The organism is Dyella flagellata (assembly GCF_030160275.1).
GTDB lineage: Bacteria > Pseudomonadota > Gammaproteobacteria > Xanthomonadales > Rhodanobacteraceae > Dyella_B > Dyella_B flagellata.
In genome coordinates, this window is sequence record NZ_BSOA01000007.1 from 24,628 (window position 1) to 42,818 (window position 18,191).

The following is an 18,191-nucleotide window of genomic DNA, read 5'->3' on the forward strand; positions in this document are numbered from 1 at the left end:
AAGACAACCGGAGCCTGTTCCCGGCACGATTGAGGCTACGTAAGCCCTGATCTTGCTCCTGCCACCTTGGAAGATTCTGCTGCGAGGGTGATAAGGCTTCATAATGGGCGCATGGCCACCATTCCCGTACCCGCCGAATCGCCCGCACTGCGTGCCCTGATCGATGACCGCTATGCTCAGCTCGTAGCCCGTTGCCGTGCGGCAGGCGTGCCTCTGCACGACGATGCGGGCGTGGCCGAACGCATCCGTCGCACCTTGTTGAGCAGCGACTTCGCCTTCGAGACCTGGCGTAGCCAGCCTCAGCTGTTGGCGCCACAAGGCCTGGAGCGGCTGCGCTCCAGTGCCGACGCTGCGGCCCGTATCGAAGCACTGAAGCTGGATGCCGATGAAGCAGCCTGTATGTCTGGGTTGCGGCGGTTCCGGCACGCCGAAGCCTTGCGGCTGGTGTTCCGCGACGTCAATGGGCTGGACGATTTGCCGGAGACGCTATCCGCTACCAGCGTGTTGTACGAGGCTTTGCTCGGCGCCGCGCTGGACTGGTCGGAGCGTTCGCTGGCGGTGCGTTACGGTCATGCGCGCGGCGAAGACGGAAGCCTGCAGCGGCTGGTGGTGGTCGGTTTTGGCAAGTTGGGCGGCAGCGAGCTGAATTTTTCATCCGATATCGACCTGGTGCTGGCCTACCCGCAGGGTGGTGAGAGCGACGGTGCGCGCGTGCTGGACAATAGCGAGTACTTCGTGCGCCTTGGACGCCAGCTGGTGCGCCTGCTGCACGAACCGACCAACGACGGCATCTGCGCACGCGTAGATTTGCGCCTGCGCCCATTTGGCAACTCTGGCCGGCTTGCCTTGCCGTTCAGTGCCATGGAGCAGTACTACCAGCGCGAAGGCCGGGACTGGGAACGCTACGCATGGATCAAGGCGCGCGCAGTAGCTGGTGACCGTAACGGGGGCAAGGAGTTGCAGGAAATACTGCGGCCGTTCGTGTACCGCAAGTATCTGGACTACACCGCTTTCGCGGGCCTGCGCGAGATGAAGGCCTTGATTGATGCCGAAGTGGCGCGCAAGGACCTGGCCGACAACCTCAAGCTGGGTCCGGGTGGCATTCGCGAGATCGAGTTCATCGTGCAGCTGGTGCAGCTGATTCGCGGCGGCCGTGAGCCGAGTTTGCGGGTGCGGGGCCTGCTGCCGGCGCTTACCGCGTGCGAGGCGCGGGGGCATATTCCGGCGACCGGTGCCAAAGCCTTGCGCCAGGCCTATGTGTTTTTGCGGCGCTTGGAGAATCGCGTACAGATGATGCGCGACGCGCAGACACACGATCTACCGGAAGACGAGCTGACCCGCGAGCGCCTGGCGCTGGGGCTGGACTATCCAGCCTGGGAGCCGCTGGCCGAGGAGTTGGCGAAACACCGCGACATCGTCGCCAACGAATTCGAAGCCATGCTGATGCCCGAAGGCGGCGCTAAAGCCAGTGTGCCGGCGGCGGATGCGATCCTGTGGCAGCGGGCCTGCGATGAGTCGCTGGACACGGGCGTGATGGAGGCTTCCGGCTTCGTACCGGGCGCCGAGGCGGCCGAGGCTTTGTTGAAGTTGCCGCAAGCCTCGCAACTGCGCGCCATGTCGGCGCGCGCACGCGAACAACTGGATCACTTGATGCCGCAATTGTTGGCGGCCGCCCGCGAAACGGCGGCGCCGGTGCCGTGCCTGCTGCGTTTATGTCGCTTGGTACAGACAGTCGCGCGGCGTCCTTCCTATCTTGCCTTGCTGGAAGAGCAGCCGTCGGCACGCAAGCGCCTGGCCCAGTTGTTTGCCGGTAGCGCTTTTCTGGCCGAGCGAGTGATTGCGCAACCCTTGCTGCTCGACGACGTACTGGACCCACGCATCGACCAGCTGCCATTCAAGCGCGCCGACATCAGTGCGGAGATTGCGCATGTGCTCACGACCCTGGACGAACGCGAAGCGGAAGCGGAACTGGAGCGCATCAATGAGTTCAAGTCGAGCATTGCGTTTCGCCTGGGGCTGGCTTTCAACGATGGACGGGCCGATGCGGTGGCGACGGCACGCAGGCTTGCTGCGTTGGCGGAATCCGTGGTCAACGCCGTCGCCGCGCTTGCCGAGCGCGAAGTGATAGCCGCGCATGGGCGTTTGCCGGGTGTCGGTTCGGGCTTTTCCGTCCTTGGCTACGGCAGCCTAGGCGGGGAGGAGCTGGGCTTTGCCTCGGATCTGGACCTGGTGTTCGTGTTCGACGGCCAGCGCGCGCAGGCCTTGAGCGATGGTCCGCGTCCGCTGGAGGGTTCGCGTTGGTATCAGCGGCTGACCCAGCGCGTGATGAACTGGCTGACGGTGCTCACGCGTGCGGGGCGCCTATACGAAGTGGATACGCGCTTGCGGCCGGATGGTTCCAAAGGCCTGCTGGTCGGCAGCTTGGAGGCTTTCGTCGCCTATCAGGAAAGCCGCGCATGGACGTGGGAGCATCAGGCGTTGCTGCGCGCTCGCCCGGTGGCCGGCGATGCGGCCTTGAACGCGGAGCTGGCTGAAGTACGGCGTCGCACGCTTGCTGTGCCGCGCGACCGTGCGGCCGTACTGGCGGAGGTCAGCAAGATGCGGCAACGTTGGCGGGCGGAACGAGATCGTTCGGATGCCGGGCAGGTCGACCTGAAGCAGGGGCGTGGTGCCTTGCTCGATATCGAATTCGCCCTGCAAGGACTGGTGCTGGCACACGCCTCGCAGTCCTCCCAACTGCTGTCCACCACAGCCAATGCCGGACTGATCGAAGTCTGCCGTGACGCAGGGCTTCTGGATGTCGCGCAGGCCAATTGCCTCACCCGTGCGCACGCGCAGCTATTGCGTGGCGCCTTGCTCTGCACGCTGGATTTGCGTTCGCGCACCGCGCCGAGGGATGCGGCCCTGGAGGAGTTGTGCAGTGAGGTGCATGTTGTAACGAGTGCGCTTGGATTTGAATTTTAAGCGCGCTTCACCCTAGCGCTTGGTTCTCATGTCGATCCGCCCAGACAGCGTTCTTGCTACCTGCATCAAGCCTTCGACGAGATCGCCGAAGGTGGATTCCGGAATGGCCAGCGTGGCTACTTCCTCGCGCTGTAGATGAATTTTCAGTTCGGCATTGCCGCGCTCAAGTCGAAGATGGCCGTCTCCCTCGTATTGCGCGGGTACCTCTTCGCTGAGAATGCGCTGGCTCTCCCGGAAAAAATGCAGATGCACGAAGCCATCGTCGGTGGGCCCGGTCACGATGATCCCGCTGGCGACTGCGGAAAGGTACTGGCTGTTGCGCACATGCAGCAGCGTGTACGTGTCTCCGTTCTGCAACGCGAGCTTGTCTGGCGATATCAAAAAACGTTCCCCCTTGAATGGCATGGCAGCAGCGCACGCCATTCAGGATGGGGTATTTCATTTCTGCGCATAAGTGGATTCTTTTCAATTCCCATTCCACTGCAGTACGGTGGCCGCCGTGGAATGGAAACGCCTCAGCGCGTCTTGCTAAGCCAAACGGCAATCCCATTGGCGGCAGTAATCCAGCAGTTGCTGGTCGGTGTTCAAACCCAGTTTGGCCTGTGCGTTGTGCTTGTGACGGCTGACCGTTACAGGGCTGCGATGCAGGTGTGCGGCGATTTGCTTGGTTGCGAGGCCCTGGTGGGCAAATAGGCGCAGCACTTCCATTTCAGCCTGCGTCAAAGGCGGGTGTGCTCGTTGTGAGGTGGTGTGAGCGGATAGCAGCACGCCAAGTTCTTCGCCAACATAGGTGCGGCCCTTGCTTACGGCGAGCAAAGCCCGTGCAAGCTCCGCACGATCGTGGGCTTTGTGGACGAGTCCGCATGCGCCTCCCTGCAAGGCAGCGCGTAACAGGCCAGGGTGACGCAAGGCGGTGAAGACAATCACCGGAGTGCCTGGATAAACACGGGCGAGGCGTCGAATCAGCGCCAAGCCGTCGCGCCCTCGCACATCGGGCATGCAGAAATCGGTCACGATGACATCGCAAGGGGTGGTGGACAGTAGTTTTAGAAGTTGCGAAGGCGAAGCCGCTTCGGCGACTACCTCGGCGACCCCCGAGGAATGCAACATATGCTGCAGGATGAACCTGATAATGGGGTGATCATCCGCCAGGATGACTTTCTGTTTCATGCATGCGCTCCCTTGGAATGAGAAGTACGGCGGCGCGAGCACGTCCCTCCGAGGCACTTCTTACAAATCACACTAAAATGGCCTCCTGCTGCCCAGCAGAATTTTCCCCGCAAAGCTGTAGGCGAAAGCCGGGGCGACGATGCTTGAGGTGCTGCCAATACGTTTTGCTCCTCAGTTGCCTGGATGATTTTTTATGTGGACTTCTCAGCTTGCAGGCCAGAGGTGCGCAAGCAGGGGAACGATGAGCGCGGTGAGCAGGCCATTGAGACCGATACCCACGGCTGCGAACGCTGCGGCGAGTCCACTGAGTGGCGCGACTTGCGCGGCGGCGACGCCGCTTCCCGCCACGCCTGCGGCCAAACCATGGGCACGCCAGTCATCCACGCGCAGCCAACGAAGTACGACCTGCCCGATCACGGCAGCGAAGATGCCGCCCGCAATGGCCAGTGCCGCCGTAAGAGCAGGCACGCCACCAACTTCTTCGGCGACCGCCATGGCGATCGGGGTGGTGACCGATTTGGGTGCCATGGAGAGGGCTATGGAACGGTCGCCGCCGAGCATCCGGACAACTACGACACCGGAAAGGGTGGTGGTGATGGAGCCTGAGATCAGCGCCAGACCTACACCGTGCAGGCTGCTTTTGATGTGTGCGGTGTTCAGAGCAAGCGGTACGGCCAGCGCCACGGTCGCAGGGCCGAGGAGGAAGTTGATGAACTGTGCGCCGGCGAAGTATTGATCGTACGGTGTACCGGTCGCGGCAAGCAGGATGGCAACCAGTACGATCGCGATCAACACCGGATTCGCGATCGGCGAATTCCTGCACAGCTTCTGCAGCCATTTGCCAATGAGGTAGGCAAATAGCGTCGTGGCAAGCCAAAGCAACGGCGTCACCGCGAGCGGCATCCAGAAAGCCTTTATCGCATGCATGGTTTTTTATCCTGATGGATTGTATTCGCTCTCATCGCGACGCACGCTGCGTGACCCGATGCATGATGAGCGCCGTGACCACCAAACCCAGGGCTGTCGATACCAACAGGCCGAGAAGGATCGGGAGCCAGTCCCTCCTCAGGACAGTCCATTCCGTAACGATGCCGACGCCGGCCGGAATGAACAGCAGGCCCATGTTCTCAATCAGTGACGTGGACATATTTTCCAGCGCGGACGGCTTGTCCTCCCGCTTCCTTGCCCAACGTCCGTATGAGAAGAGGAGCCCGATGGTCAAAATGAACATGCCGATCACGGGGCCGGGCAACGGCAAGTGCAGCAGCAGGCGTAGCATCTCGCCCAGAAGCTGGGCGCCAACGAGCACCGCGAATGCAGCGGGCATCTCATGGCTCCTTGGTATCCGTCGCGCTATCCAGGCCCGCATCGCGGGCGGCCAATGCGCCCAGCGCCGACCAATCCAGGTCGTCCCAACCTGCGGCCAACAGGGCGACCAGGCGGTCGTGCACCAGGCTCGCCACCGGCATGGGAACGATTTGATGCTCGGCCTCGGCGAGCGCCAGGCGAAGATCCTTTACCCCAAGCGCCGCCGCCATGCCTGGCGGCTTGAAGCGCTGCTCGACGATTTTTTCTCCATAAGCCTTATGCACCCGGCCATCGAACAGCGTGCCGGTGAAGACTTCGAAGGCCAAGTGCGGATCGATGCCTGCCTTGATCAGCAGTGCCAGCACTTCGCTCATGCTTTGCATCGTCGTGGCCGTCATCACGTTGCAAGCCAGCTTCATGATGTTCGCCGCGCCGGGATCCTGGCCCAGCTCAAAAACGCGCTGGCCAAGCTGTTCCAGCAGCGGTCTGGCGCGTTGGATATCGGCGGCGGCGCCGGCTGCCAAAATGAAAATGCGTTGTGCTTTGGCGAGGTCCGGATTGCCCAGTAGCGTGGCCGCGAGAAAGCCTTGGGAAGCATCCGCATGCTTCTTTCCCAGCTGGCGGGAGAGGCTGGTGCTGACCGTACTCGTCGAGATATGCAGTGCGCCTGGCTTGAGTGTCCGAATCAAGCCATCCGACGAGAATGCAACGCTGTGCAACGCGGTGTCGTCAGGAACCGAGCTGATCACGATGTCGCAGCTGGAAAGATCGGCGAGGCGAGCCGCAGCTTGAGCACCTTCAAGCTGCAGAGCCCGGATGTGCTGAGGGCTGCGATCGTACGCCACCACCGTGTGGCCGCCGGAAAGCAACGTAGCCGCCAGGGCGCTTCCCATGTGCCCCAAGCCTACCACTCCTATTCGTGCAGTCTGGTCGTTAGCGCTACCCATCGTGGCGGGTGCGTTGGGCAGAACCGTTGTCGACGGCGATACCGACCTGTGGTCTTTTCTTGTTTTCATGCGGGCTTCCGAACTCACTGAGGCGGTGCATGGTGGGCCACGCCAGTTGCGTCGGAAATCACCAGCGTGGCAATTTACTTTTGCCGATTTGGGACAAGTGAGGTGTTGAATGGATTATTTCGCGGCGATGCGTGCCTTCGTTCGCGCGGCTGAACTGGGCAGTTTCTCCAGAGCCGCTGAAGAGGATGGCCTGAAGGTTTCCACGGTTTCCCGCTACGTGACTCTGCTGGAGAGCGATTTGGGCGCGGCACTGTTCAATCGTTCGACGCGGCGCCTTCACCTTACTGAGGTGGGTAGAAATTTCTACGAGCCCGCGTCGCGCATTCTGGCGGATCTGTCGGATGCACGATTGGCCGCGACCGCGCTCAACGCGCGGCCGCAGGGTCTGCTGCGCATCAACATGCCGATCGCGTTCGGGCGCCGGCATGTCTTTCGTCATCTTCCCGATTTTCTGGCCGAATATCCGGACATACGGGTGGACGCCACGCTGACGGATGACACCGTGGACCTGATCGGGATCGGTGCAGATGTCGCGATCCGCGTTGGCGCGCTGACTGATTCGAGCCTGGTGGCAAAGCGCCTTGCGCCTCAGCATCGCATGCTTGTTGCCAGCCCCGGATATCTTGCCAGGCGGTGCCCCATCCACGAACCCAAGGATCTGGAAGATCACGACTGCCTGTCCTTTGCGCTGCAGCCGAAGGAGTCGTGGTATTTCCGGCCTGTGGGCTTGGCGTCGGCGCAGCTCAACGAAGTAGCCATTCGTGGTCGCGTTCGCGCCAACAACTCCGAGGCGCTGCTTGATACTGCGCTTGCCGGCTTAGGGATAGCGTTGCTTCCGACGTGGCTTATCGGCGAGTCGGTGGCCGAGGGGAAATTGCAGAGAGTCCTGCCCGAATGGGAGGCACGGATAGCGCCAGGCCCGTCCCGGGCTATTTGGGGCGTCTACCCACCCAAAAAGCTCGTCTCGCCCAAGGTAAGAGCCTTTCTGGCGTTCATGGCTTCGCGTTTCGGACAGCCGCCCTATTGGGACAAGGCCATGGAGGTTGCGCTGACCGATTCGGCGGCATGACGTCCGCAAGGCAAAACAGCGCTTGACGCCGCAAAGCATCAAGCGCTGTTCGATCTGAGGCATCTACAAACTTACTTGCTTGACCCCAAGCGAATGACCGACTTGCCCGACGCTTTGCCACTATTGAGATCGATCAGCGCTTGCGGTGCGCTGGCAATCCCTTCATGGGCGGTGTGAACCCACTTCAACTTGCCCGATCTGTACAGCTCGGCCGCAGTCCGTTGGAACGTTTCGGTCAAGTCGAAGTGGTCCATCACAATGAAGCCTTCGTATCGCAGCCGGCGGGTAACGATGTTGTACAGGTTCGCAGGGCCGGGGCGTGGTGCGACATCGTTGTACTGATCGATCATGCCGCTGGCGATGATGCGGCCGAAGTCGCGCATCAGATCCAGTGCCATGCGCAACTGCTCACCACCCACGTTGTCCAGGTACAGGTCTATGCCCTCGGGGAACGCGTTCTTCAGCGATTGTTCGAAATCCGTTGCACGGTAGTTCAGTGCAACGTCCAGGCCGAGTTCGCTCTGAAGCCACGCGCGCTTGGTTTCGTCACCAGCCGTGCCCACGACATAGCAGCCCATCGATTTGGCCACAATCGCGGCAAAAGAACCCACCGCACCGCTTGCGCCGGAGATGAACACGCGCTCGCCCGGCAAGAGCTTGCCGATCCGGAACAGTGATACATACGAAGTCAGTCCAGGGACACCCAATGGCCCGAGAAACATCTCCAGCGGCACGTCCATGGCGTGGACAAAATTGATCAAGGGAGTCACGGCTCCTGCTTTGGCCGTGAAGGCTTCCCGCCAGCCGAGCATGCTGGTGACATAGTCGCCCTCGCGAAACCCGGAGGCTCGCGAAGCGACAACTTGGCCAATCGCCGCCCCTACAAGCGGATGGCCAAGCTCGAACGGTGGAATATAACTCGCCCCTTCATTCATGCGGCCACGCATATAGGGATCGACAGACATCCACAGATTGCGTACGAGGACTTCGCCTTGTGCAGGTGCCGGAATCTTCACTTCGGCCATAAAAAAATTGTCGGCGATGGGTACGCCATGGGGGCGGGATTTCAAGCGGATTTCACGAGAGCTTGTTAGTGCTGGCATGGAGGTGACCTTGCTGAGATTGGGTAGAATGAAGTCTAGGAGCCGGATGTCATGCACGGGCAGTCGCGCAGGACGCAACAAGGAGTTGCAAAATTCACCATGCCGATCGATTCGCAACTACTCAGAATTTTTTCCGGCGTTGCCCAGCTGGGAAGCTTCAGCCGCGCCGCCAAGCATCTGGATATCGACAAATCCGCAGTCAGCCGCGCGGTGAACAAGCTGGAGCAGCAGCTTGGCATTCGCCTGCTTTACCGCAGCACGCATGCCCTGCGCCTGACCGACGCGGGCGAGATGGTCTGGCTCGTGGCCAAGCAGATCAATGATTCGTTGGATACGCTGGAGCACTACGCGCAAGACTATGCCAAGGAGGCCATGGGCGTATTGCGCGTATCGTGCTCGTCGGGATTCGGTCGGGTGGTGCTGCTGCCGGCCATCGACCGGTTCTTGAACGACAACCCCCGCGTGCAATTGCAGTTGGCATTCGAAGACCGCTTCACAGACCTGATCGCGGAAAACATCGACGTGGCGCTACGCCACTCAAGCGTATTGCCCGATTCCGCGCTGGTTGCGCGACCCCTGGCTGACAGCCCGCGGGTGCTGGTGGCCGCGCCGGCCTATCTAGCGAAGGTCGAGCCGCCAAGTTCGCCTATGGATCTGTCGTCCCACGCTTGTCTCGCGTATGGCAAAGCGACACAACTGCTTGACCGATGGCGATTTGAAGCGGATTCCGAAATCACCGAGGTACGCGTGGTTCCACGGGTGATATTGAACGATACCGAGGCGCTGAAGAACCTGGCCATCCAAGCTCAGGGCTTGGTTTTGCTGGATCGGTTTCTGCTTCAGCCTGATATCGACCGCGGCGCCTTGGTCGAGGTGCTGCCACAGTATCGTCCGACTCCCGGCTTTCCCATCCATGCGGTCTATCCGGCGCGCAAATGGCTGCCACGCAAAGTGACTGCGTTCATTGAGTTCGTGGAGCAACTGCTGGAAAGCTGCCGGTAGCCAATAAATCATCGCATGGGTGACTGCGCGCCCATCGCGACCGGTCAGGTCATCCATGTCGATGGCGGCCGCAGCATCACGGTGTAAGTAATGCCCTACACATCGAGGCACTACAACGGTAGGATTTTTTACTGGCCTTCGGACATCTTCGTCCTATCTCTCATTACTCGGACACCACATCCCATGGCGTTCGGGTTTGTACCAGCGGGCAGTGCAGGCTTTACTTGGTAATCGCTGCGAATTCGCGCGCAGATGCGGGAATTCATCGCATCTTGGCTTGTAAGACGCGACGTTGAACAGACTTTGCCTGAGCTAACAATCCCAGTTTTCATCGCGGTCTGCCAATGCAGGGATTGGCACTCCAGCGTCGCGCCATGCCTCATGTGTAGCGATGGCCTGGGCATGGCGGCATAAGTAAAGGCCTACATACCAAAGCATTGCTACGGAAGTGTTTGCCGCTTCCCAACGGACATCTTTGTGATGCCTCCCTTACTAAAGTGAGTGGCGTTTGGCGTTGCACGATGTTGAACCGCGCTCGCATCCAGGGATGCCGGCGAAGAGCAAACGCTTAAGTGAAGTTTCGTCAGAGGCGCGGTGTGCATGACGTGTTGGATGCACCTTCGCCTACCGTCTACCGTGAACAGGAGTACTTCTATGACTGCGCAATTCCACTTGGAAGCCATCCCCTTGGCTGGATGCCTCGCACTGGCAGCGTTGGCGATGCCGGGGACGACGATCGCTGCCGATCAGACCATCAACTTCGAGGGCTCCGTTATTACCGCGACCTGCACATTCACAGCTCCTAATACCGTTCCCCTGCCCAAAGCCATGAAAAGCGATCTGACCGGGGCCGTCGGCAAGCGCGGAGCCGGCACCAGCTTCACCATCAACGTAACCAACTGCAATGACGGAGCCACCCCTACACCTGCCGTGGTGGACGGCAAGATGAAGGCCTTGTTCAAGATTGACGACAAGGTGGATCTGAATACCGGGATGCTCAAGAATGTCGCCACAGGTGGCAAGGTAGCCGACGGGGTACAGTTGCGGCTTCGTAATGCGGACAACGACTCGCCGATCATGGTAGGCGACGCCAACACGGTGCATGCGTTTACCTTGGATACTGCCGGTGCCGCCAACCTGATTTACAAAGTGGAGTACGAATCCAGTGAGGCTACGGTCACGGATGGTGCGGTAAGGGGTACCGTGGCACTCGATATCGCCTACGAATAAGCCTTCGGCAGGCATAGGGCGGCGGCTGGTTTCCTGACTGGCCGCCCATCCGTTCCGGGACGGTTCCCGGTTTCTCCAGGTCACTCCCATGAAGCATTTTCTACCGCGCCTGCGGTGGCTCGTAGCCGCATGCCTTTTTTTGTCCACCGCGGCCTCGGCCGGCATCGTCATCACCGGTACACGGGTGATCTACCCGGGCCATGAGCGCGAGGTATCGATCAAGCTCACCAACCAGGGCAGGGCGCCGGCGCTGGTGCAAGCATGGCTGGATGGTGGCGATGCAAGCTCGACGCCGAGCACAGGCTCGGCACCGTTCTTGATCACACCGCCGATTTTCCGCATGAATTCGGGCAAGGGCCAAACCCTGCGCCTGGCTTACACGGGCGAGCCGTTGCCGCGAGACCGCGAATCGGTGTTTTGGCTGAATGTGTACGAGATGCCACCGGTACCCTCCGGCACCAGCGAGAACTATCTGCAGTTCGCGATGCGCACGCGCATCAAGGTGTTCTTTCGCCCCAAGCTGGAGGGCCATTCCAACGACGCACCCGCGAAGCTGCAATGGCACGTGGTGAAGTCGCCAAGCGGTTCGGGCTATGCCGTGGAGTGTGAGAACCCCACTCCGTACCACGTGTCCTTTCGCAGCGTGGCCCTGCATGCGGCAGGGCTCAGCTATGCCGCCGAGCAGGGTGGCATGGTGGCCCCGTTCGCCAAGGCCGTGTTTCCCCTGGCCGGTCTCGATCAATCACCCAGTACCGGCGCCAAGCTGGCGGCGGAGGTCATCAATGATTACGGCGGCATCCAGACGCTGAAGGTAGATGTGGCGCCGGCACGTTCGTAGTGATTGAAAATGATCGAGCGAACCAGGATCGACCCACTAAAACGACGACCATGGCGTGCCGTGGCCGGGCTGATGGCGTACGGCTTGAGCCATTCCGGCTTTGCTGCGGAAGCGGCCAATGCCCTCGTCGCAGGAACCGCCGATGCTGCCAATCCGAATGACGCTAGTTCCGGCGCCAGCGACGCGAACGAGGCTCACTTCAATGCTTCCTGGCTGCAGGACGACACCCAGGGCATAGATCTCTCCCGCTTTGAGCACGGCAACGGCGTGCTACCCGGCACCTACGAGGTTGACCTGCATGTCAACGGTAACTGGATCGGCCGACAGAGCGTAGCGTTCCGGGCCATTGGCACCAACGACGCAGTGCAACCCTGCTTCAAGCTGGAGGAGCTGGAGCGTTTCGGCGTCGATGTGAGCAAACTGGCCCAGACCGCCGCTGCTCACGACGCGTGTCGCCCGCTTGAGCAATGGATCGCACAGGCCTCCAGCAACTACGACAGCGCCGAACTCAACCTGGAGTTGAGCATTCCGCAGGCGTGGATGCGCCGGAATGCCCGCGACTATGTGGCGCCACGGTACTGGGATCGAGGCATCAATGCCGGCTTTCTCAACTACCACATCAACACCAACCAGTTGCACAACTCGCCGCCGGGTTCGGGCAGGTCGTCCAGCCAGAACACGGGTTATCTCGGCCTTACGGCGGGCCTGAATCTGTTCGGCTGGCAATTGCGCCAGACCTCGTCGACAACCTGGCAAAGCCACCAGGCCGCGCGCTGGCAAAACATCAATACGTACGCCCAGCGCAGCCTGCCCGGCTTGCGTAGCGTCCTCATGCTCGGTGACACCAACACCAGCGGAGAGCTGTTCGATTCGGTGCACTTCCGTGGTGCGCAGCTGGCCTTCGACGATCGCATGCTGCCCAACTCGCTGCGCGGCTACGCTCCCGCCATCCACGGCATTGCCAACACCAATGCGCGCGTGGAGGTTCGCCAGAACGGAACGGTGATCTACCAGGCCACGGTGACACCGGGCCCCTTCGTCATTGATGATCTGTATCCCACCGGCTATGGCGGCAACCTCGATGTCACCGTCACCGAAGCGGACGGCACGCAAAACTCGTTCAGCGTGCCCTATTCGTCAGTGGTGCAACTGTTGCGTCCTGGCATCTACCGTTACAACGTTGTGGCTGGCCGGGTGCACGAATATGGCTTGCCCAGCCATCCTTACCTGTTGCAGGGCAGCTATCAGCGCGGCCTCAGCAACCAGCTGACCGGCTACGCTGGCCTGTCCTTCATCCGTGGCTACCGTTCCGCGCTGGTGGGCAGTGCCCTCAACACCAGGCTTGGCGCGCTTTCGCTCGACGTCACTCAATCATGGGCCGAAGTGTCAGTGGCCAAACAGCGCTCAGGCCGGGCCATCAAGCTCGGCTATAGCAAAGTGGCGACCGGCACGCGAACAAACGTGTCCGTGGCCGCCTATCGCTACTCCACTTCGGGCTATCTCAGCCTGCGCAACGTGCTGGCCGCACGCGATGCGATCCAACGCGGCAAGCACAATGACTACACGGCGCGCGACCGCAATCGCTTCGATCTGACGGTCAGCCAGCCGCTGGGACAGGGTTCCCTGTATGTCACTGCATCGACCAATGACTATTGGGGGCAAACAGGCAGGAACCTGCAGTACCAGCTCGGCTACACCAACCACGTTGGTCCAGCGAGCTACACCGTCTCGGCCATGCGCAGCCGTGACTCACTGGGTCGCAATGACAACCAGGTCATGCTCTCTCTCACCCTGCCGCTGGGTCGCGGCAGCCGTGCCCCGTTGATGACGGCCTCGGCCAGCAAGAACCGTCTAGGCGATCCTGCCGCCAACGTCAGTGTCTCCGGCACAGCCGGCAAGAACAATGACCTCAGCTACACCTTGGGCTTCAATCGCGATACGCAGGGCCGCAACAGCGGCTCGGTGAGCGGACAATACTGGAGCCCTTACACCACCCTCGGCGCTTCCTACGAACGCGGCCAGGGCTATCAACAAACCTCCTTCAACGCCGAAGGCACGATGGTGCTGCATAGCGGCGGCCTCACCATCGGCCCGCAGGCGGGCGAGACGATGGCACTGATCGAGGCCAAGCATGCCAGCGGCGCGCAACTGCCAGGCTATCCAGGCGTGCACATCGACATGCATGGCTATGCCCTGGTGCCCTACCTGACGCCCTATAACCTCAATACGGTAGAAGTGGATCCCAAGGGAACCTCCATGGATACCCAACTGCAAAGCACTAGCCGACAGGTGGCGCCGTACGCCGGCGCGATCGTCAAAGTGAAGTTCGACACACGTTTCGGTCGCTCGGTGATGCTGCATGCGCTGCAGCACAACGGCAAGCCCTTGCCTTTTGGCACCCAGGTACTTGATCAGGAGGGCCATGAGGTCGGCATCGTGGGACAGGACAGCCGGATGTTTTTGAGCGGACTCAAGGATGAGGGAACACTCGCGATGAAGTGGGGTGCGCTGCGTGAAGAGCAGTGCCGCATCGATTACAACCTGCCCAAGGCTGACAAGCATGGCAAGCCCGTCTACTACACCACGCTGGAAGCAAGTTGCCGCAAGACCGACCGCGCACGCACCGACAAACACGAGCAAGGAGCACGCACACCGTGAGTAGAGTTCAGAGTGCGAAGAAGGGCTTCGTTGCGAAAACGTCTCAGACGAGACTATTCCACCTCGCAGGGGTGGCGTGTATGGCTTTGGCATTGCTGTCCTCCGCACGGAAAGTCTGGGCGGAGGACTGTTCTTCATCTCCCGAGATGATGATCCCAGGGGGGCCGATGAGCTACACGAGGGGGATCCACGGCATCGAGCCCGGCGCGTCGTTGAATCCCGTATGGACACGGACGCATGAGGTGAGGCAATACAAAGTTTTTTCGTGTGAAGGGCGAGGTGATTTGTTCAGAGAGACTGTCACCATCGCAGGTCGCCCCATATCAGGCCTCGATTACCAGTACGAAGGGCTAACGTATCCCGTCTTCGCCACCGGTGTAGAGGGCATCGGCTACGTTATCCGGATGGGAGGATTCGCCCGTAGCGCCAGCGGCAGCTTTACAGACTACGGGCCGTGGCAGGCGCTCGGAGTCGATACGCTGACCATTTTCCCTTGGCCAGGTGGCGGGAGCTGGGGTGCGTTCTTCGTTGGATTTGCCGCCGGAATTCAATTTATTTTTACCAACCACCAGCTCAGGCCGGGAACCTACATGATCCCGCCCCTGCACATTGGAACAGCCAGTGCCTATGGGGGTTCAGGCCAACTAAAGGGAACCTCTAGCCTTGATTTTGCAGGCGCCACGATCACGTTCACGGCGTCAACATGCCAGGTGCCGCAGAGCAGCCAGGCCGTGCGACTTAACACCGTACGCACCTCGGATTTTAGCGCCGTAGGTACCGAAGCCGCTGGCGCACCGTTCCATGTCCAGGTCAATTGCGAGTATGGCGTGGCGCTCTACGCCACCATGAGCGACGTGACCGACCGAAGCAACCGATCCGATACCTTGAACCTGACCGGCAACTCCACTGCTACCGGCGTCAAGTTGCGTATCTACCGCGAAGGCGAACGGCCCGTGTCCTACGGGCCGGACTCCACCGCGCCCGGCAACTCGAACCAATGGAAAGTCGGCGGCTCCAGCACCACGCAAGCCACGAATTACAGTCTTCCTTTCGAGGCACGTTACGTCAAAACCGAGGGCAATATCACACCGGGAAAGGTCCAGGCGCAGGCTTCGATTACCTTCTCCTACCAATGAACCATGCGCCATCGCGGCAACAATTTGAAATGAAAGCTCCGGGCGCTGAAATACGGCGAAAACATCTTCCGCCTAGCCTTTAAACAAGGGCTATCGCCGTGTGACACCTAAAGAGGCTTCGACCATGCATTGCAGGGCGTCCTTTCTCTTGTTCACTTGTATCCAGGTCACGTGCGTGAAGCCAGCGTTGGCTACGGAAAGTATCTGCGCGGAAAAAGTATCCATCACGGAAATATCGACCGGCGCCTATGCCGACGACACACGCTATTTAGGGGTTTCGTATATAGGCGACAGTGGCAAGGCGGGATTTATACGGTCGGAGCTGCGGCTCAATACCCCTGAAGGTGGGGTATTGCTGACATTGCTGGAGGCTGCGCGCCAGCATGGCTATCAGGTCACATTCAAGCGATTCAATCGTCCAACGTGCGCCGGTGAAGGCGGGGAATGGTTCGACCACATAAGTTCGAACTAGCGGTTTTTGAGCGGGGTTTTTACGCCATGAAATACACCATGCTGGTTGTTTGCATTGGTATGGCTTGTCCGGGAGCGGCTTTGGCCAGTTCAAGGGTATGCCAGGATCAAAAATACATTACAGAGATCGCCACGGACCGTTCAACCGGGGAGGTCACTAGAAAATGGTTCATTGCGTATTCCAATGAGCCGAGAGGGGCGCTGTTGGGCGCTATCGAAGGCAGAGACAGTCCTAAGATAAAGATAAGGATAAATGGCGACAGGGCGAGTATGGCCGATGAGCGCGGCCGAGCGCTCTATGTGCTTGCTACGAATGCCATGAACAATGGCTACCAGGTTCGCCTGGTCGATAACTTTGGGAAAAATTGCGAGGTTATCGACGAAATAGACATTTTTCGTGGGAAGTAAAGGAGTACGCGCCGATCATGGTCAAGCAAGCTCTATTCATCGTCAGCCTTGGCGCCTTTGGCACAAGCGTAGCAGCAACGACGGAATGCGGGACGGAAGAATATATTGTCGGCATCGACTCGTCGCGCGCGGATAATGCCAACGGATGGGCGATTTGGCTCAGTGACAAACCGTTCTTCGACAATACGGCGACCAAATTCCCGAGCGACCTGGGTTCTTCCATGACCGGTGGCGGGAGGTTGGATCTCAACAAAGACCGAGGTCGATTCATCTATTCCATGGCCATGAATGCCATGAACATGGGTTACAGGGTGAGCATATTTGACGGCTACGGGACACAATTCTGTGATGACTTTCAGTATATGGAAGTACAAGGTAAGTATTAGCGGCGCCGGCATGGTCAGGAAATGGCTTCCCTGGCTGCTTCTGCTGGCATGCGTGTCGGCCCATGGGCGACAGGTCTGCAAGCAGGGCGTGTATATCGTAGGCGTGGGTTCGGCGCGCCAATTCGAGGACAGTGGTTCGCATATGGGTTGGACCATGCTGGTGAGCAAACAAGCTTATTACGACAGCACGTCCGAGTTCGTGCGGAGCGACAAGGGAAAGCGAGTGGACATCAATACGGACCGTGGCAGGGCATTGTTCGACATGGCGGTGTACGCGATGAACATGGGTTACAGGGTTGATGTGGTGGATAACCATCGAACCTACTGTGACGATTTTGATGAGCTGGATATAAGGCGATTGCCTCGGCGGTAATTGAAGCCATAAGGCTGTTAATACGGTGAATCATCCACGGCCCCTCACATGTATGCGGTATAACGGCATCGGGACGGATCGGGCTGCTACCAGGATGTAGCGACATGAATTTCAGAAGCGTGGCTAAGCTTTGTCGAACACTCCTCGCGGCTTTGTTGCTGATCGCTACGGTCATCGCCTACGCAGAGCCGCCTGGGCTCCTCTACCGAGCGGACGTCAGGGCGCCTGACGGCGAGAGCGGCATTTTCAGAACGGGCTTCGTGTCATGGGGCAACAATCAGGACCTTAAGGCCCACCAGCTAGGGTACTCCTGTGGGACAGGCGATCAGGTGGCCTGGGGATCCGCTGATTCGGCCTATGTCAGCCTGGCCAATAGCCTGGAGCGGGCGCGTGAGTTCGCAGATCGCTCGTTCGAGCCCCCTCGCCCGGACGTTTGGATATATACCGTGAGGGCGACCCCTACTTTTTATGATGCCGCTGCGACCGTCACCAACGCTATGCGCAGCCAGGATCAAGCGATACGCAATAGCGCATATCAGGTTAATTATCTTCAGGGTGTAGCTATCGCTGCGGAAGGGGAATACATCTCCCTGGGCGGAATCGATCGCAGCTTGATCAGGGATGCAACCCGATACCGGTGGAATGAATCCGGCATGCGCTATGAAGAAGTCCAGGGGAGTCGTCTGGAAAGCGTTCACTTCGTGCCGGATACGGAGAGTCGGGCCAATGCAGGCCCCATCGATCCGCGAATCGCCTTTGCGGGAATCATGCAGCCCGCGCAAGTTAACCGATATGTATCGATGGGGCTGAGCATTTTTGGGGTATGTGCTTGCCTGAGTAAGTCGGGAGCTTTTTCAACCCGGGCCGATCAAGTCAGTGGCGGCAACACCTATTGCCACCCCAGGCTGCAGGACCGAAATGCGACCAGCATGGTCAATCTTCACTTGTTCAACTGAATGTTGTTCACCTGGTCGGCCACGCGTTTGACTGGGAAGTCTTACCCGTAATAGCTAACGGCAAGAAGTCTTGACTATGATCGCGGGCGAATCACGTAACTAT

At 59.8% G+C, this 18,191-nt stretch carries 18 protein-coding genes; 12 read left to right on the forward strand and 6 right to left on the reverse strand.

Translation table 11 applies throughout. The features are described from left to right. Window positions 1-111 precede the first annotated feature (111 nt). On the forward strand, window positions 112-2,964 hold the full coding sequence (glnE, locus tag QQJ96_RS05605) for a bifunctional [glutamate--ammonia ligase]-adenylyl-L-tyrosine phosphorylase/[glutamate--ammonia-ligase] adenylyltransferase (protein WP_284330984.1): 2,853 nt from the start codon (window positions 112-114) through the stop codon (window positions 2,962-2,964). A gap of 12 nt (window positions 2,965-2,976) precedes the next feature. On the opposite strand, the gene QQJ96_RS05610 is transcribed toward glnE, so the two are convergent. The 5 genes from QQJ96_RS05610 to QQJ96_RS05630 all read right to left on the reverse strand — a co-directional run bounded on the left by QQJ96_RS05610 (window position 2,977) and on the right by QQJ96_RS05630 (window position 6,458). Then, a complete protein-coding gene (locus tag QQJ96_RS05610; protein WP_284330985.1) occupies window positions 2,977-3,345 on the reverse strand; it encodes a hypothetical protein in 369 nt (122 codons plus the stop codon). A gap of 147 nt (window positions 3,346-3,492) precedes the next feature. Continuing rightward, window positions 3,493-4,134 (reverse strand): response regulator, encoded by a 642-nt coding sequence (locus QQJ96_RS05615; protein WP_284330986.1) that lies wholly within the window; start codon window positions 4,132-4,134, stop codon window positions 3,493-3,495. Window positions 4,135-4,338: 204 nt separating this feature from the next. Further along, window positions 4,339-5,037: an LrgB family protein gene (locus tag QQJ96_RS05620; RefSeq protein WP_284330987.1), complete on the reverse strand. Its 699-nt coding sequence runs from the start codon at window positions 5,035-5,037 to the stop codon at window positions 4,339-4,341. Window positions 5,038-5,092: 55 nt separating this feature from the next. Then, the gene (locus tag QQJ96_RS05625; protein ID WP_284330988.1) at window positions 5,093-5,461 is read right to left on the reverse strand and encodes a CidA/LrgA family protein; all 369 of its coding nucleotides are present in this window, start codon (window positions 5,459-5,461) and stop codon (window positions 5,093-5,095) included. Window position 5,462: 1 nt separating this feature from the next. Further along, entirely contained in the window at window positions 5,463-6,458 is a 996-nt protein-coding gene (locus QQJ96_RS05630) for an NAD(P)-dependent oxidoreductase (RefSeq protein WP_345782687.1), read from the reverse strand. Window positions 6,459-6,567: 109 nt separating this feature from the next. Here QQJ96_RS05630 and QQJ96_RS05635 point away from each other — a divergent pair, with 109 nt between their 5' ends. Then, window positions 6,568-7,527 carry a LysR family transcriptional regulator gene (locus tag QQJ96_RS05635; RefSeq protein ID WP_284330989.1) on the forward strand — a complete coding sequence of 320 codons (960 nt, stop codon included), beginning with the start codon at window positions 6,568-6,570 and terminating at the stop codon, window positions 7,525-7,527. A 71-nt stretch (window positions 7,528-7,598) separates the two neighbouring features. Here QQJ96_RS05635 and QQJ96_RS05640 read toward each other — a convergent pair whose 3' ends face one another. Then, the gene (locus QQJ96_RS05640) at window positions 7,599-8,597 is read right to left on the reverse strand and encodes an NADP-dependent oxidoreductase (RefSeq protein WP_284330990.1); all 999 of its coding nucleotides are present in this window, start codon (window positions 8,595-8,597) and stop codon (window positions 7,599-7,601) included. Between the two features lie 132 nt (window positions 8,598-8,729). Between QQJ96_RS05640 and QQJ96_RS05645 the strand changes: the two genes are divergently transcribed. From QQJ96_RS05645 to QQJ96_RS05690, 10 genes are all read left to right on the forward strand, one after another. Then, entirely contained in the window at window positions 8,730-9,632 is a 903-nt protein-coding gene (locus QQJ96_RS05645; RefSeq protein WP_284330991.1) for a LysR family transcriptional regulator, read from the forward strand. Between the two features lie 654 nt (window positions 9,633-10,286). Then, on the forward strand, window positions 10,287-10,862 hold the full coding sequence (locus tag QQJ96_RS05650; protein WP_284330992.1) for a fimbrial protein: 576 nt from the start codon (window positions 10,287-10,289) through the stop codon (window positions 10,860-10,862). Between the two features lie 88 nt (window positions 10,863-10,950). Beyond that, complete coding sequence (locus QQJ96_RS05655) at window positions 10,951-11,700, forward strand: fimbrial biogenesis chaperone (protein ID WP_284330993.1); 750 nt, start codon at window positions 10,951-10,953, stop codon at window positions 11,698-11,700. Window positions 11,701-11,784: 84 nt separating this feature from the next. Further along, a complete protein-coding gene (locus QQJ96_RS05660; protein WP_284330994.1) occupies window positions 11,785-14,358 on the forward strand; it encodes a fimbria/pilus outer membrane usher protein in 2,574 nt (857 codons plus the stop codon). Between the two features lie 80 nt (window positions 14,359-14,438). Next, on the forward strand, window positions 14,439-15,494 hold the full coding sequence (locus QQJ96_RS05665) for a fimbrial protein (RefSeq protein WP_284330995.1): 1,056 nt from the start codon (window positions 14,439-14,441) through the stop codon (window positions 15,492-15,494). A 175-nt stretch (window positions 15,495-15,669) separates the two neighbouring features. Next, window positions 15,670-15,966, forward strand: coding sequence for a hypothetical protein (locus QQJ96_RS05670; RefSeq protein ID WP_284330996.1), 297 nt, complete (start codon window positions 15,670-15,672; stop codon window positions 15,964-15,966). 26 nt (window positions 15,967-15,992) lie between these two features. Continuing rightward, the gene (locus tag QQJ96_RS05675) at window positions 15,993-16,373 is read left to right on the forward strand and encodes a hypothetical protein (RefSeq protein ID WP_284330997.1); all 381 of its coding nucleotides are present in this window, start codon (window positions 15,993-15,995) and stop codon (window positions 16,371-16,373) included. Window positions 16,374-16,390: 17 nt separating this feature from the next. After that, a complete protein-coding gene (locus tag QQJ96_RS05680; RefSeq protein ID WP_284330998.1) occupies window positions 16,391-16,759 on the forward strand; it encodes a hypothetical protein in 369 nt (122 codons plus the stop codon). Beyond that, entirely contained in the window at window positions 16,719-17,132 is a 414-nt protein-coding gene (locus tag QQJ96_RS05685; RefSeq protein ID WP_284330999.1) for a hypothetical protein, read from the forward strand. The genes QQJ96_RS05680 and QQJ96_RS05685 overlap by 41 nt, the downstream gene beginning before the upstream one ends. A gap of 104 nt (window positions 17,133-17,236) precedes the next feature. Then, window positions 17,237-18,088: a hypothetical protein gene (locus QQJ96_RS05690; protein WP_284331000.1), complete on the forward strand. Its 852-nt coding sequence runs from the start codon at window positions 17,237-17,239 to the stop codon at window positions 18,086-18,088. The last annotated feature ends 103 nt before the right edge of the window (window positions 18,089-18,191 follow it).